At 70.9% G+C, this 15,239-nt stretch carries 13 protein-coding genes and 1 tRNA gene; 11 read left to right on the top strand and 3 right to left on the bottom strand.

What is annotated here, in order from left to right; all coding sequences use genetic code 11:
* Positions 1-291: 291 nt before the first annotated feature.
* From GHC57_RS12705 to GHC57_RS12695, 3 genes are all read left to right on the top strand, one after another.
* On the top strand, positions 292-1,182 hold the full coding sequence (locus GHC57_RS12705; protein ID WP_153344798.1) for an ABC transporter permease: 891 nt from the start codon (positions 292-294) through the stop codon (positions 1,180-1,182).
* Positions 1,172-2,248 (top strand): quaternary amine ABC transporter ATP-binding protein, encoded by a 1,077-nt coding sequence (locus GHC57_RS12700; RefSeq protein ID WP_153344796.1) that lies wholly within the window; start codon positions 1,172-1,174, stop codon positions 2,246-2,248. The genes GHC57_RS12705 and GHC57_RS12700 overlap by 11 nt, the downstream gene beginning before the upstream one ends.
* A 126-nt stretch (positions 2,249-2,374) precedes the next feature.
* Positions 2,375-2,464 (top strand) — tRNA-Ser (locus tag GHC57_RS12695).
* A gap of 113 nt (positions 2,465-2,577) precedes the next feature.
* On the opposite strand, the gene GHC57_RS12690 is transcribed toward GHC57_RS12695, so the two are convergent.
* Positions 2,578-3,078 carry a DUF427 domain-containing protein gene (locus GHC57_RS12690; RefSeq protein WP_153344794.1) on the bottom strand — a complete coding sequence of 167 codons (501 nt, stop codon included), beginning with the start codon at positions 3,076-3,078 and terminating at the stop codon, positions 2,578-2,580.
* Positions 3,072-3,239 carry a DUF2256 domain-containing protein gene (locus tag GHC57_RS12685; RefSeq protein ID WP_153344792.1) on the bottom strand — a complete coding sequence of 56 codons (168 nt, stop codon included), beginning with the start codon at positions 3,237-3,239 and terminating at the stop codon, positions 3,072-3,074. The genes GHC57_RS12690 and GHC57_RS12685 overlap by 7 nt, the downstream gene beginning before the upstream one ends.
* A 459-nt stretch (positions 3,240-3,698) precedes the next feature.
* On the opposite strand from GHC57_RS12685, the gene GHC57_RS12680 reads away from it, so the two are divergent.
* Complete coding sequence (locus tag GHC57_RS12680) at positions 3,699-7,235, top strand: sensor domain-containing diguanylate cyclase (RefSeq protein ID WP_170294862.1); 3,537 nt, start codon at positions 3,699-3,701, stop codon at positions 7,233-7,235.
* A 65-nt stretch (positions 7,236-7,300) separates the two neighbouring features.
* Here the strand turns inward: GHC57_RS12680 and GHC57_RS12675 are convergent, their stop codons facing one another.
* Positions 7,301-8,527, bottom strand: coding sequence for a TsoY family (seleno)protein (locus tag GHC57_RS12675; protein ID WP_211369188.1), 1,227 nt, complete (start codon positions 8,525-8,527; stop codon positions 7,301-7,303).
* A gap of 324 nt (positions 8,528-8,851) precedes the next feature.
* On the opposite strand from GHC57_RS12675, the gene GHC57_RS12670 reads away from it, so the two are divergent.
* The 7 genes from GHC57_RS12670 to csoS1 all read left to right on the top strand — a co-directional run bounded on the left by GHC57_RS12670 (position 8,852) and on the right by csoS1 (position 15,227).
* Complete coding sequence (locus GHC57_RS12670; RefSeq protein WP_153344788.1) at positions 8,852-10,267, top strand: form I ribulose bisphosphate carboxylase large subunit; 1,416 nt, start codon at positions 8,852-8,854, stop codon at positions 10,265-10,267.
* A 64-nt stretch (positions 10,268-10,331) separates the two neighbouring features.
* Positions 10,332-10,679 carry a ribulose bisphosphate carboxylase small subunit gene (locus GHC57_RS12665; RefSeq protein WP_153344786.1) on the top strand — a complete coding sequence of 116 codons (348 nt, stop codon included), beginning with the start codon at positions 10,332-10,334 and terminating at the stop codon, positions 10,677-10,679.
* Between the two features lie 61 nt (positions 10,680-10,740).
* Positions 10,741-12,693 (top strand): alpha-carboxysome scaffolding protein CsoS2, encoded by a 1,953-nt coding sequence (locus GHC57_RS20285; RefSeq protein ID WP_153344784.1) that lies wholly within the window; start codon positions 10,741-10,743, stop codon positions 12,691-12,693.
* A 13-nt stretch (positions 12,694-12,706) separates the two neighbouring features.
* Entirely contained in the window at positions 12,707-14,383 is a 1,677-nt protein-coding gene (locus tag GHC57_RS12655; protein ID WP_153344782.1) for a carboxysome shell carbonic anhydrase, read from the top strand.
* Positions 14,380-14,634, top strand: coding sequence for an alpha-carboxysome shell vertex protein CsoS4 (gene csoS4, locus GHC57_RS12650; protein ID WP_153344780.1), 255 nt, complete (start codon positions 14,380-14,382; stop codon positions 14,632-14,634). The genes GHC57_RS12655 and csoS4 overlap by 4 nt, the downstream gene beginning before the upstream one ends.
* Entirely contained in the window at positions 14,634-14,891 is a 258-nt protein-coding gene (locus GHC57_RS12645) for a carboxysome peptide B (protein WP_153344777.1), read from the top strand. The genes csoS4 and GHC57_RS12645 overlap by 1 nt, the downstream gene beginning before the upstream one ends.
* Positions 14,892-14,921: 30 nt before the next feature.
* The gene (gene csoS1 / locus GHC57_RS12640; protein ID WP_153344775.1) at positions 14,922-15,227 is read left to right on the top strand and encodes an alpha-carboxysome major shell protein CsoS1; all 306 of its coding nucleotides are present in this window, start codon (positions 14,922-14,924) and stop codon (positions 15,225-15,227) included.
* Positions 15,228-15,239 lie beyond the last annotated feature (12 nt).

Raw genomic sequence — 15,239 nt, 5'->3', positions numbered from 1 at the left:
CCGGATCGCGGATCACGATGACAACGGGCAAAGACCCCATCCTGAGACGATCACACGATCCGGTGCGGGGCCCCGGGTGGCCACCCGGGGCCCCGCAACCCGGCATCTCCACAATGCCACAAATCAAACAGACAATCCTGAGGCCGCGGCGCGGCCGAAGGATCTCGGTCATGGACGTGCCGGCGTCCCGGTCCATCGCGGCCGTCCCGGCCGCCCGAGATCCTTCGCCGCCCCCGGCGACCGAGGATGACGGTTTCCCAAGACAGCCCGCCGCCAGGGAGAACCCGACCCATGGCCGACCCCAACTGGCTGATCGACTTTCCCGCCATCGATGACGCCACGCTGCGGGCGATCAACCGGGCCATCGACGACGCCTATCTGGGCTTCACCCGCACCTTCGGGGCCGCCATCGAGGACGCCTTCCTGCCCCTGCTGCGGCTGATGGTGTGGGTCGAGCAGATGCTGCTCGGCGCGCCCTGGTGGCTGGTGATCGCGGTCATCGCCGGTCTGGCCTGGGCGGCCAGCCGCCGGCCGGCGCTGGTCGGGCTGGTGGTGGGCTCGTTCCTGTTCATCGGCATCATGGGCATGTGGGAAGACACCATGCGCACCATGGCCATGATCGCCGTCTGCACCCTGATGGCCGTCACGGCGGGCATTCCCATCGGCGTCCTGATGTCGCGATCGGACCGGCTGAAGGGCGCGGTGGTGCCGGTCCTGGACGTGATGCAGACCATGCCCAGCTTCGTCTACCTGATCCCGGTGGTCATGCTGCTGGGCCTGGGCAAGGTGCCGGGGGTGCTGGCGGTGGTGATCTACGCCATCCCGCCGGTGATCCGACTGACCGATCTGGGCATCCGGCTGGTCAACGAGGAGGTGCTGGAGGCCACCGATGCCTTCGGCGCCAGTCCCTGGCAACGGCTGTGGGGCGTGCAGGTGCCGCTCGCCCTGCCCAACATCATGGCCGGCATCAACCAGACCATCATGATGGCGCTGTCCATGGTCGTCGTCGCCTCCATGATCGGGGTCAAGGGCCTGGGCCAGCCGGTGCTGCGCGCCGTCACCAACCAGTATTTCGCCATGGGCGTGCTGAACGGTCTCGCCGTTGTGCTGCTGGCGATCATCTTCGACCGCCTCACCCAGTCCTACGGCCGCCGCCTGCAGAGGTACCGTGATGACGCCTGAGTCCAAGATCGCCATCGCCGGCCTTTACAAGATCTTCGGGCCGGACCCGGCGGCGGCGCTGCCGCTGGTGCGCGACCGGGGCATCGGCAAGACCGAACTGCTGGAACAGCACGGCCACGTCCTGGGCCTGGACAACATCTCCATGACCGTGCGCCAGGGCGACGTGCATGTGGTCATGGGGCTGTCCGGCTCGGGCAAGTCCACCCTGATCCGCCACCTCAACCGCCTGATCGAGCCCACCGCCGGGTCCATCCATGTGGACGGCACGGACATCATGGACCTGTCGCCCCGCGCCCTGCGTCACTTCCGCCGCCACCGGGCGAGCATGGTGTTCCAGCGCTTCGCCCTGCATCCCCACCGCACCGTGCTGGGCAACGTGGCCTATGGGCTGCGGGTGCAGGGCGTGAAGCGGGCGACGGCGGAGGCGCGCGCGCGCGGCTGGATCGAACGCGTCGGCCTGAGCGGGTTCGAGGACCGCTTCCCGACCGCCCTGTCCGGGGGCATGCAGCAGCGCGTGGGCCTGGCCCGGGCGCTGGCGACGGATTCCGACATCCTGCTGATGGACGAGGCGTTCTCGGCCCTCGATCCGCTCATCCGCACCGACATGCAGGGCGTGTTGCTGGCCCTGCAGGCCGAGCTGCGCAAGACCATCGTGTTCATCACCCACGATCTGGACGAGGCCCTGCGCCTGGGCGACCGCATCGCCATCCTGCGCGACGGCGCCGTGATCCAGGAGGGCACCACCCCCGAAATCGTCATGCGCCCCGCGGACGCCTACATCGCGGACTTCGTCAAGGACATCAATCGCGCCCGCGTGCTGCGCGTCAAGGCGGTCATGACCTCCGACCGCGCCGGCGCGCGCGGCCCGGCGGTGGACGCGCAGACCACGTTGGAAGAGGCGCTGACCGCGTTCCACGACGATCCCTCGGGCCGCCGCCCGGTCTCGCGCGAGGGCGAGGGCATCGTCGGCTCGGTCGGCCTGCCCGAGATCCTGCGCGCCATCGAGCGGCCCGACATCAGCGGATCGGACGCCCGCGTCACCCCCCAGGCGCGAGCAGCGGGTTAGCGGCGCATTCGGGGGGTCCGACCCGCTTGCGGGGGTTTACAACGCCCCGCGAAAGGGGATAGAACCCCGGTCCTGTCCAGCCGCGCGGCCCACCCCATGAGGGTGCGCGCCGTCTCGCGTCCCTGCGGAGGGGTGCCGGAGTGGTTGAACGGGCCGGTCTCGAAAACCGGTGTACGGGCAACCGTACCGTGGGTTCGAATCCCACCCCCTCCGCCATTACGCCAACGCCCCGAAAAGTAGCTGCTGAGACCGACGGCGGATGAGGTGGCCTCACCCGTCGCGCTGCGCGGTCCCATGCCCCCACCCGGGCCTCCTCGGGGCGGTGCGCCCTACCACCCCCACGTGCCCGGCTCGCCCTTGAACGGCCCCACGATCCGGGCCGTGATCCAGCCGCCATAGAAGTCCCCGGCCTGGGCCTGCACCTGCTCGTCACCGACGAAACAGGCGTCCACGGCGCTGACGTAGAACGCCAGATGCCCGGCGATGGCCTGATAGGCCGGCGGCGGATCGGTGTAGCTCCAGGCCGCGCCCGGCGCCTTCCCGCCGCCCAGCCGCACCGTCCAGTAGCGCGCCGCGCCCTTGAACTCGCAGATCGTCCGGCGCCCCTCCGCCGCCAGGGCCTCCATCCGCACGTCCTCGGGCGGGATGTAATAGACCGGCGGGTGGCTGGTCTCCAAAAGGCGGTGCCCACGCGTGGTCTCGGCCAGGGTCTCGCCCGCGAACACGACGCGCAACCGCTCGCTGACAGGCTCCAGCCGGGGCGGACGCGGGTAATCCCAGACGGACTCCTGCCCCGGTCCGGGCGGAATGCGGCGCGGTCTGTTCAGCATGGCGTGGGTCCTTTCGTGGAACGATTTCGGCGGCAGCGGTTCGAGCAAGACCGGACCTGATCCCAGCAGGCGGCCCACTTGCGCCGCCACGTGAACGGACGGCCGCACACGGCGCAGGTCCTGGTGGGCAGGTCGCGCTTGAACCGGACGACATGAACCATCGGGACACCCCGGCGATGTTGACCATACAAACGGACTACGCGCGGCGGCCCACGCAGGATCACCAAGCGTCGGCTGCAACGGGCAAGAATTGCACCAATCACCAGAACACACCCACCCAAACCATCCGGTTTATTTTGAAGCGTATTAAATAGCGCCGACGATACCGCACCGCCGCTCCCAGTCCGGAATGAGAATTCGCAATACGTTGACACGGCTCTTTTGCGCCGCAGCAAAACAGAATTCGGACTGCCAGCGCCTCCTTCTTTAGAGCGATCTTTTGGCTTCAAGGCCCTGGCCCAAAGTTATTTAAGACCCTGGCCATCCGGTTAGATGACGTTTGTGTTACAATGGAGTATCCTTTGTCTTCTGTTATCGAAACAAGGAAACCCATTTATCGAACCGAAAAGGAGACATCACCAAAAGGTGCGGCCCACCCCCGTGAACGAAGGACTCGTTCGATGGTTGACGACGCGAACACCACGGGCCCTGGCGACCCCGCCGGGCAGATCGTCAGGAAGGCTGAGGACCCGCTCTGGAGCTCGGCCGCCATGCTGTCGGCGGCCATGGATGCCTGCGGCGACCTGGTGGCCATCAAGGACACCTCGCTCGTCCTGCGACAGGTGAACGCCGCGATGGCCCGCGCCCTGGGCCGGCCCGTCGCGGATCTGGTCGGCAAGACCGACCGCGACCTGTTTCCCGACGAGGTCGCCAGCAGCCTGGAACGGGACGACCGCACCACTCTGGAAAGCGGCCGCACCGTCACCCGCGAGCAGCTCCTTCCGACGCAGGCGGGCCTGCAATGGATCCAGACCCGCAAAGACCCCGTCGTGCTGAACGGCGCGCGGGTCGGCGTCATCACCGTGGTGCGCGACATCTCCGGCCGCATGGAGATCGAACACCGGCTGCGCCGCTCCACGGCCCTGCTGGACCGCTTCTTCTCGCAGAGCATCTTCGCCGTCGCCTATCTGGACCGCCGGTTCTCGGTGCTGCGGGTCAACGAGACCTATGCCGCCCTGGCCGGCCAGCCGCCGGACGCGCTGGTCGGGCGGGCTCATTTCGAGATCGTGCCCGACGCGGGGCTGAAGGGGGTCTGCGCGCGCGTGCTGGAGACCGGCGAGCCGTTCACGGCGGAGGCCCGGCAGATCTCGCGTCCCGTTGGACCCAACGGAACCGACGCGACCCACTGGGACGTGTCGGTGCAGCCGGTCCGCGACGCCGCCGGGGTGATCGACGGCCTGATCCTCAGTCTGGTGGATGTGACCGAACGCGAACGCGCCCAGGCCGCGTTGCGCGCCAGCGAGGCCCGCTACCGCCTGATCGCCGAGAATCAGTCGGCCCTCATCTTCAAGGTCAACCGGGAGAACCGCTTCGTCTACGCCAACCGCGCCTACTGCGAGACGTTCGGCTGTCAGCTTGAGGACCTCGTCGGCGCGCCGATCCTGGATCAGGTGCATGACCAGGACCGGCCGAAGGTCCTGGCGGCGCTGGAAACGCTGCGGACCCCGCCGCACCGCACGGACCTGGAGTTCCGGGCCCCGACCGCCAGCGGCTGGCGCTGGCTGGCCTGGCAGATCACCGCCGTGCTGGACGGCGACGGCCGCCTGGCGGGCATGATCGGCGTGGGCCGGGACGTCTCCGCCCAGCGACAGGCCGAACAGGCGCTTCGCGACAGTGAACGGCGCTATCGCCTGCTGGCGGAGAACGCGACCGACATCATCTCCACCCATACGCTGGAGGGGGTGTGCACCTTCGTTTCGCCTGCCTGCCGTCAGGTCCTCGCCTGCGACCCTGACGAGGTGCTGGGCACCAGCGGCATCGCCCTGTGCCACCCGGACGACCGCCCCCGCGTCGAGGCGGCGCAACGGCGCATCCTGAACACCAGGGGGCCGGGCCGGGTGCGCTACCGCGTGCGTCACGCCAGCGGCCGGTATCTCTGGGTCGAGACCACGAGCCGCGCCGTCCGCAACCCGGAAACCGGCGCCCCGATCGAGATCGTGGCCGTCACGCGGGATGTCGCCTCCCAGGTTCGGGACCAGGACTCCCTGCGCCGCAGCCGCCTGCTCTACAAGGGGCTGTTCGACGGCTCCAGCGCGCCCATGCTGCTGGTCGATCCCGACGACGGCCGAATTCTGCGCGCCAACGCGGCCGCCGCCCGCTTCTACGGCTACGATTCGTCGCACCTGCGGTCCCTGAGCATCGAGGCCATCAACGCGCTGCCGAAGGACGAGGTGCAGGCCGCACGCCAGCGGGCGCTCACCCAGCGCCAGTCCGTGTTCGAGTTCCGGCACCGCCTGGCATCGGGCGCGCTGCGCGACGTCATGGTGCATTCCACGCCGCTGGACCTGCAGGGCCGCACGGTGCTGTTCTCCATCGTCCAGGACATCACCGAGCGCAAGGCGGCCGAAGCGGCGCTGCGCCAGAGCGAGCACGACAAGGCCCTGATTCTGTCCAGCATCTCGGATGTCGTGGCCTATTTCGAGCGCGACGACCTGCGCATGACCTGGACCAATGCGGCGGTCCGCCAGTCGGTCGCCGCCGACACCGACGCCCTGACCGGGCCCCCGTGTTACGCCACCTGGGCCGGGCGCGAATCGCCCTGCCCCGGGTGCCCGGTGGTCGAAACCTTCCGCACCGGCCGGCCGGCGGAGGCCGACCAGACCACGCCCGACGGCCGGGTCTGGTCGCTGCGCGCGTTCCCGGCGTTCGACGAGACCGGCGTGCTCAAGGGCGTCGTGGAGGTCCGGCGCGACATCACGGACCAGAAAGCGTCAGAGGACGCCGTGCAACGCAGCCTGGGCAATCTCAACGCCTGTTTCTCGCTCTCCCGCGATCTGCTGGCGGTGGTGGCCCGGGACGGCCGCATCGTCGAGGCCAACCGGACCCTGCTCGACCGGCTGGGCTGGGCGCGCAAGGACCTGATCGGCAACTCGGTGCTGGCGCTGCGGCCCGCGGCGCATCAGGAAGAGGCGGCGGCGGACCTGCGGGCGATGCTTGCCGGAACGGCGGACGTGCTGACCCGTCCCCTCGCCACGCGCGACGGCCGGCTGGTGCCCGCGGAAACCCGCATCGCCCAGGGCACCTGGAACGACGCACCCGTGCTGTTCACCGCCAGCCGCGACCTGTCGGATCTCGCCCTGTCCGAAGAGAAGTTCAAGAAAGCCTTCACCAACAACGCCACCCTGATGGCCATCACCGATCCCGAGACCGGCCGCTTCGTCGAGGCCAACACGGCCCTGCTGCGCACCATCGGACGGCGGCGGGCGGAGGTCATCGGCCGGACGTCGGTCGAGCTGGGGCTGTTCTCGACCCAGGCCATCCGGGACGCCGTGACCCGCGAGGCCGTCTCGTACGGCGGGCGCGCCCCGGTCGAATATCGGTTCACACGGCCGGACGGCAGCCCGTTCATCGGGGAGATGACAGCCGAATGCATCACCAGCGGCGAAACCACGTACCTTCTGTCGATGGTCGTTGACGTCACGCATCAGCGCGCGCTGCTGGCCGAACCGGAGCACAAGGCCACCCACGATGCGCTGACCGGGCTGTTCAACCGTCAGGAGGCCAATCGCCATCTCGACACGGAGGTGCGCCGCGCGGAGCGCTTGGAGATGGCCGTGTCCCTCGTCATGATCGACGTGGACCACTTCAAGGTCGTCAACGACACCCACGGCCATCCGACCGGCGACCGGGTGCTGTGCGAGGTGGCCGACCGCCTGGCCGCCCGGGTGCGCGAAACCGACTTGCTGGCGCGCTGGGGCGGCGAGGAGTTCCTGGTCATCCTGCCCGGCACGGAGGCGGCGGGCGCCGTGCAACTGGCCGAGACCCTGCGCGCCGCCATGGAGGAGGAGCCCATTGAGGCCGTCGGACCCATGACCATCAGCCTGGGTGTCGCGCAGCATCGTCCGGGCGAGACCGTGCCGGACTGGGTCAGCCGCGCGGATGCGGCCCTGTATGCGGCCAAGGCCGCGGGCCGCAACCAGTTGCGGGGCGACGGGTGATACCGCCCGGCCTATGGCTTTTGTCCTGACGAGTCAGGACAAAAGCCGGCCAGTATGAGCACTCGTCAGGACCCCGCGCCCCGTGCCTGCGAGGGTCCCTCGACGGCGCCGGTCGGGCGGCCGAAGTGCAGCCGGTCCAGGCGGATCGTCGTCCGGATGGTCCGGACCTGCAGGTAGGCCAGGGGCGCGATCAGGGCCAGATGCACCGGCCCCAGGGGCGCGATCAGGCCGCCCTTCACCAGTCCCAGGTGGATGAAGAACATGCCGAACACCATGAACGCCACGCCCGGGCAGATCAGGGCGTAGGAATGGGCGCTCAGGCGCTCGCCGCCCAGGTAGGTGCGGAAGTAGTCCAGGCGCGTCATCACCGCCCAGCCCAGCAGCCCGAACAGCACCTGCACCGAGACGATCACCGCCATCACGGGCAGCCAGGCGGTCTGGGTGGCGCTCTCCGGCCACAGCATGGCGAAGCCGTGCGACAGCCGCACCGCGGCGATGCCGCCCACGGTCAGGATCGGGATCACGATCCACAGGGAGGGCGCGGCCTCGGGCGCGATGCCGTGTTCCTTGATGTCGCGCAGGCCCATGACCAGCCAGGCCACCCCCAGAACACCCGCCGCCGACAGGAAGAAGATCGACCCCAGCACCCCGAGCGCCACCCAGGCCGGCGTCTGCGACATGGCGGCCGGCGCGGCGAAGCCCACGGCCACCATGACCAGCGCGAAGGTGGCGATGAGCTGGCCGAAGCCGGCCGTCTGGGCGCCCGAATAGCCCCCTTCGGTCAGCATGCGGGCCAGGTAGCGGGTCAGGATGCGCAGCGCCAGCCAGCCCATGGCGGCGAAGCCGACCAGAGCGCCCGGGAACAGCCACTCCACCACCGACCACAGGCCGGGCACGAACAGCGCGCCCAGCACGAACATGACATTGATGGACATGGCCCCGGCCAGCGGCGCGGCCATCATGGAGACCTCGGCCGCGCCCGGGGGCGCGCACACGCCGGCGGGGCCCCGCCGCGCGGCGAGGCAGGCGCGCACGTTCCACACCATCAGGTTCGCGTGACGCCACGCGAACCACAGAACACCGGCCAGGGCCACGGCCACCAGGGCCGAGACCCAGTCGGCGCGGGCCAGGGCGGCCGCGATGTCCTCGAACACCGGAATCGGCGTGGCCGGATGCGGCAGCAGGAACATCAGGTAGATGAAGAACGAGACCGCAAGCCCCCCGTTCCCCAGCGCGGCCAGGAAATACGGGGGCGAATAGCGGGTTTCGGCGGGGCATCCGGGGGCAGGCATCGGTGGGGCTCCATGCTTTTCTGGAACGATTCCGATCCTTGCTGACCGATCCGGCGCCCCCGCGCATTGAGAACCGTCATGCCGCGCCGTCGGACCGCTCCTCCCGCGATTGCCCATGAAGGGGGTTGGGGCCTGTGCCCCCGCCACCCCGGACGTCCGGGGAGGGAGTGCCGTCATGTGCGGGGTCCGGCCCATACCCCCCGACCCCGCGTTTCCATCATCGTTGGTCTATAGGTGCCATAGAAACAGGTGAATTGATGCGCTCAAAAGGCGTGGGTAGGCTCCCTTCCAGACTCGGCGCCACAGACCCACAGGAGCCCATCAATGTCAGCGAAGAAATATGATGCCGGAGTGAAGGAATACCGCGAGACGTATTGGACTCCGGACTACATTCCGCTCGACACCGACCTCCTGGCCTGCTTCAAGATCACCCCGCAGGCTGGCGTTCCCCGGGAAGAGGCCGCGGCCGCCGTTGCCGCCGAGTCCTCCACCGGCACCTGGAGCACCGTGTGGTCCGAGCTGCTGACCGACATGGAGTACTACAAGGGCCGCGCCTATGCGATCGAGGACGTGCCCGGCGACCAGGAAAGCTTCTACGCCTTCGTCGCCTATCCCATCGACCTGTTCGAGGAAGGCTCGGTCGTCAACGTGCTGACGTCGCTGGTCGGCAACGTGTTCGGCTTCAAGGCGGTCAAGCACCTGCGCCTGGAGGACATCCGCTTCCCGCTGGCCTACGTGAAGACCTGCATGGGTCCACCCTCCGGTATCCAGGTGGAGCGCGACAAGCTGAACAAGTACGGCCGCCCCATGCTGGGCTGCACCATCAAGCCCAAGCTGGGTCTGTCTGCCAAGAACTACGGCCGCGCCGTCTATGAGTGCCTGCGCGGCGGCCTGGACTTCACCAAGGACGACGAGAACGTCAACAGCCAGCCCTTCATGCGCTGGGAAAACCGCTTCGAGTTCGTCGCCGAGGCCGTGCGCAAGTCGCAGGAGGAGACCGGCGAGCGCAAGGGTCACTACCTGAACGTGACCGCGCCGGACATGGACCAGATGCTGCAGCGCGCCGAGTTCGCCAAGGAGCTGGGCCAGCCGATCATCATGCACGACTTCCTGACGGCCGGCTTCACCGCCAACACCACGCTGGCCAAGTGGTGCCGCCGCAACGGCATGCTGCTGCACATCCACCGCGCCATGCATGCGGTGATCGACCGCCACCCCAAGCACGGCATCCACTTCCGCGTGCTGGCGAAATGTTTGCGCCTGTCCGGCGGCGACCACCTGCACACCGGCACCGTGGTGGGCAAGCTGGAGGGCGACCGCGCCTCCACCCTCGGCTACGTGGACCTGCTGCGCGAGTCCTTCATCCCCGAGGACCGGCGACGGGGCATCTTCTTCGACCAGGACTGGGGCTCCATGCCGGGCGTGTTCGCCGTGGCGTCGGGCGGCATCCACGTCTGGCACATGCCGGCGCTGGTCACGATCTTCGGCGACGACTCCGTGCTGCAGTTCGGTGGCGGCACCCAGGGCCACCCGTGGGGCAACGCGGCCGGGGCCGCCGCCAACCGGGTCGCGCTGGAAGCCTGCGTCAAGGCGCGCAACCAGGGCCGCGACCTGGAGCGCGAGAGCCGCGAGATCCTGACCGAGGCGGCCCGTCACAGCCCCGAGCTGGCGATCGCGATGGAGACCTGGAAGGAGATCAAGTTCGAGTTCGAGACCGTGGACAAGCTGGACGCCGCCTAAGTCCGCCCGGCCGCACTTGACCCCCCCCACCCGCATCCCGTGACGGAGCCCGAGACCAATGACCATGAACGCGCCTTCGGCCATGAAGGACTACCAGACGCAGGCGTCTCTTGAGACGTTTGCCTTCCTGCCGCCCCTGACCCGCGAAGAGATCGTCGAGCAGGCGGCCTACATCATCGCCCAGGGCTGGACCCCGGCCATCGAGCACGAGGATCCCTCCCGCGCCATCGGCCACTACTGGCCCATGTGGAAGCTGCCGTTCTTCGGCGAGACCGACGTGCACGCCGTGCTGGCCGAGTGCGAGGCCTGCCGCCAGGCCTATCCCGGGCACCATGTGCGCCTGGTGGGCTACGACAACTACACCCAGTGCCAGGGGTCGGCGTTCGTCGTGTTCCGGGGCAGCGGCTGGTAAGGCCGGCCGTTCGTCCCGCTCCGTCGCCCCTGTCCCCCTGAGCAGCCCGAGAGAGCCGACCATGGCCAGCCCAGAGCAGAACGGCCGCGCCGCCGCGCGGGCCCGTCGTGCGGCCCAGATCCACGGCAAGGCTGCCGTGTGGTCCGGATCCGGCGGCCCGTCCGCCCCGTCCCGGTCGCCCGCGCCGCCGACCCGTCCGGCCTCCGCCGCGCCCGCGTCGCGGGAGGGCGGGGACGCCCGCACCGCCTCCAAGGTCCGCCGCGAGGCGCTCGCCGGGCGGGGCAAGGCCGCGCTGTCGCGGCCGGAACGGACCCGGTCCGACGCGCCCGAGCAGGGGCCGGGGGCCGCGCCGACATCGGCGCCCCATCACGAGGCGTCGCCCGATCCGGCCGCCGCCGCCCATGATGCGCCGGAGACCCGCGCGCCGGCCCCGTCGGCCATGCCCTCCCGTCGGCCCGCGACCCCGGCCAAGGCGCCCAACATGAGCCAGGGCCGCATGCTGTCCCAGGCCCGCCGCCGCGCCATCAGCACGGCGGGCAAGAAGGGCACCGAGACCCACAAGGGCGGCAGCGCCTGCGCCCAGGTGGCGCGCCAGCTCAACCCGGACATCAGCGGCCGGGATCTGTCCAAGGCCGTGCGGGAGGACCGCGCCCGCAACGGCCGGTCGGGGGCGCCCAAGAGTCCCCCGACCGGGCGACGCCGCCCGGACCGGGCCGCGTCCGACGCCACCACCGGCACCGCCGTCGGCCCCGGCGGGCGCGAGACCGGCGCCGAGGTCGGCCTGTGCCGCGATGTCACCGGCACCCGCTATATGGCGGGCGAGGTGTTCGACCGCTTCTGCCAGGGCGAGCCGCCGCGCGCGCCCCGCAAGGTGGGCGACATGCGCACCCTGCACGGCCGGGCCGTCACCGGCACACGCACCAGCGTGACCGGCACTGTGCCCGTCACCGGGGCCGAGGCGGGCCGCTGCCGCAGTGTCACCGGCGACGAGTACCTGGGCGGCGAGCACTTCGCGGCCGTGTGCGACACCGTTCCCGCCCCCCAACCTGTCGTGACCGGCCAGACCCAAACCGCGCGCGGCCAGACCGTCAGCGGCCCTCGGATGAGCCATGGCGGACGGGTCACGGGCACCGAGGCCGGCGCGGACCGCGCCCTGACCGGCACGCCCTACGGCGGCGGCAATGATACGCTGTCCCGGTCGGCCCCGTCTCCGCGTCCGGCCGGGTCCGGGCGCGACATCACCGGCCTGCAACCGGGTGTGACCGGCCTGACCGGCGCGGCCCGCGGCGCCTGCGACGCCATCACCGGCACGCCCTACATGGGCGCCGGGCAGGCCACCGAGGCCTGCGGCGGACCCATGCCCGCGCCGTCCGCTGTCACCGCCGGCACGCGGCCCGGCGTGACCGGGGCGCGGGGCGGGGGGGCCACCATCTCCGGCACCTTCAGTCGGGGCGCGGGCAAGGTCACCGGCACCGAGGACCGGGCGAGAGACCCCAGCCGGCCGCGCCCGACCGGCCCCATGCCCGCGATGGCCATGGCCTTCAAGACGCCAACGCCGGCCGCACCCGAGCCCGCCCCGGCTCCGGCTCCGGCTCCGGCTCCGGCTTCGGCGCCTGTGTCGATCGAGTTCGCAGCCCCGCCCGCGCCGCAGGCGCCGGCCGCCGCGACTGGCGGCAGCGTCCCGCAGGGCGAACCCGAGGCGGCGGCCGCGTCGGCCGTCCCGCCCGTGCCGGAGGACCCGCGCCCCCGCATCACCGGCGAGGGCATGGACACCGGGCCGCGCATCACCGGCGACGACTGGGACCGGGGCGACCGCGTGACCGGCACCGAGGGCCACTCGGCCAGCGCCCGCAACCCGAGCTGGCGCGGCAGCGCTCCGCCCCGGCAGCCCCAGCGGGCGGCGTCCGCCGACCGCGCGGCCACGGCCCGCGCCTCGGACGTTCTCGTGACCGGCAGCAGCGGCAACACGGAGAAAGGCGCCGTGGTGACGGTCTCCGGCGGGGCCCGAGGCTGAGGATCGCCACGCCATGATCCCCCGCACAGGCATACAGCGGTCCCTGCTCTGGGCCTCGTCCGGCGCGCCCCTGGCGCCGCCGCCGGGCCGTCCGGCGGAGGCTCCGACCGAGCCCCAACGCCGGCCGGAGCCCGAGCGCGCGCGCGCGGTTGAGGCCCCGGCGGAGGCCCCGGCGGTGGCTCCGGCGGAGGTGGCGACGGTCCACCGCGCCGCGCACACCGTGGCCACCGGGCGGCATCCGCTGGCCCGGACCGACCAGAGCGCCCGCCTGTTCGCCTACGACAGTGGGGTGAAGGACGCCTTCGACCGCATCGAACCCACCCTGCGCCGGGTCGCCGGCGCGCTTGGCCAGGGGGATGTCGTGACCGCAGCCCAGGGCATCGCTCGCGCCGAACTCGGCTTCGACCTGCCGGCCCCGATCCTGGATCGGGCCTGGGTGGACGGCCTGGACGGGCGCGCCCTGTACGCCTGGGCAGTGTTCGAGACCGCGCGGCGCGAGGCCGATCGGTTCTTCGCCGACGATCCCCTGGGCGGGCGGTCGGACCCGGCCTTTGATGCGGTCCTGCACGACTGCGGCTTTCACACCGTGGACATCTCGCCCTGCGCCGACGGTCGGCTGGCGCATGTCATCTCGCAGGTGCTGCGGCTGCCCTACGGCTGCGTGCGTCGTCGCTCCCACGCCGGGGCCCTGTTCGACATCGAGGACAGCGTGCAGAAGTGGGTTGAGGTGGAGATGCACCGCTACCGAGAGGGTCTGCCGACGGCGGCGCACCGCCCCACGCGCTATCTCAAGGTCGTGGTCTACCACACCAGCGAATCCGATCCCGCCGCCCAGGGCTGCGCCGCCCACAAGGGCGACACGACGGCGGCCGCCCGCGCCGGCCTGGAACGGCTGCACGGCTTCCGTCAGGCGGTCGAGTCCGGGTTCTGCTGCGGCGCGTCCATCGACCTGCTGCTGGTGGGTCTGGACACGGACAGCGACGCCATCCGCCTGCACATTCCCGGGCGGGACGGCCGCATCGCCCTGGACGATCCCCTGGACGTGCGGGACTTCCATGCCGACACCCGCCACGCCGGGCATGCGCTCGGCGACCCCGAGGCGGCGGCGGCGCAGTGGATCCGCGAGCGTCTGGCCGCGCGCGGCGGGGCCGCGCCCGAGGACGGCATGGTGCGCTTCTGCGCCCGACTGGTGGCCGGGAACCTGTCGCAGATCGACCTGGTGGCCGCCCATCACGGCGGACGCTACGCCGACATCGGCCACGCCGAGCGGTTCATCGGCCTGGGCATCGGGTTCGAGGAGATCCAGCTTCGCAACCTCACCTATTTCGCCTACCTCCACACCGTCGAGGAGGGCGCCGCCGACCTGGACGTCGGCGTCAAGGTGCTGGGCGGCCTGAACGCCCCGCGCGGCCTGCCGGTGCCGGCGATCGTGCGGTTCGACTATCACGGCACGGTGCCCGGCGCGCGCGACCGGGCCATTGAACGCGCACGGCGGACGGAGGCGGCGTTGCATGCGCGCTTTCCGGACCTGGTCGCCGCCGGCCGGTTGCACACCGCGCGGATGGTGCGGGACTGCACGGTGCCCGGCGCCGCCCTGGAGGTGGACGGCGGCACCGTCCACGACACCCTGACCGGCACCACCCTGACCGGCACCACCCTGACCGGCACCGGCGGGAGGACCCACGCATGAAGATCTATCAGGTCGAAAAGCCCCTGGTCGCGACGCACCGCATCAGCGGGCTGGAGCACCGCCACCTTCAGGTCGTGCGCGACGGCCGCGCGCGGGCGGTGGCGGTGGACGCGGTGGGCTGCACGCCGGGCGACTGGGTGATCTGTGTCGGCAGCTCAGCCGCGCGCGACGCCGCCGGCAGCAAGGAATTCCCGAGCGATCTGACGATCGTCGGCATCATCGATCACTGGGTCCCCGAGGAGGGCGCGTGATGGAGATCATGCGCGTCACCGGCTCCCTGGTCTGCACCCGCCGCGTCCCCGGCCTCGGCGTCACGGACCTGCGGCTGCTGTGCGACGCCTCGGGCGGGCTGGCCGTAGCCACGGACACGGTCGGCGCCAGTCCCGGATCGTGGGTGTTCACCGTATCGGGATCGGCCGCGCGCTATGCGGTCGGCGACCCCGCGCTTCAGACCGACCTCGCCATCGGCGGCATCATCGACGACTGGGACGACGACCCCGTCACCTGACGTCCCCAACCTGGAGAAGGACCAGAGACCATGGCTCAGGAACCGTACGGTATTGCGCTTGGCATGATCGAGACCCGGGGCCTCGTGCCCGCCATCGAGGCGGCCGACGCCATGACCAAGGCGGCCGAGGTGCGCCTCGTCAGCCGTGACTTTGTGGGCGGGGGCTACGTCACCGTCATGGTGCGCGGCGAGACCGGCGCCGTGAACGCCGCCGTGCGCGCGGGCGCGGACGCCTGCGAGCGCGTCGGCGACGGTCTGGTGGCCGCGCACATCATCGCCCGCCCGCACCGCGAAGTGGAGCCGGTGCTGTCCGGCACCAACACCGGCGCCAAGTAATCGGGGCCGGGT

This window comes from Roseospira navarrensis, assembly GCF_009601025.1.
In the GTDB taxonomy this organism is placed as follows: Bacteria; Pseudomonadota; Alphaproteobacteria; order Rhodospirillales; family Rhodospirillaceae; genus Rhodospira; species Rhodospira navarrensis.
This window is presented reverse-complemented; position numbering and strand designations above follow the sequence as displayed.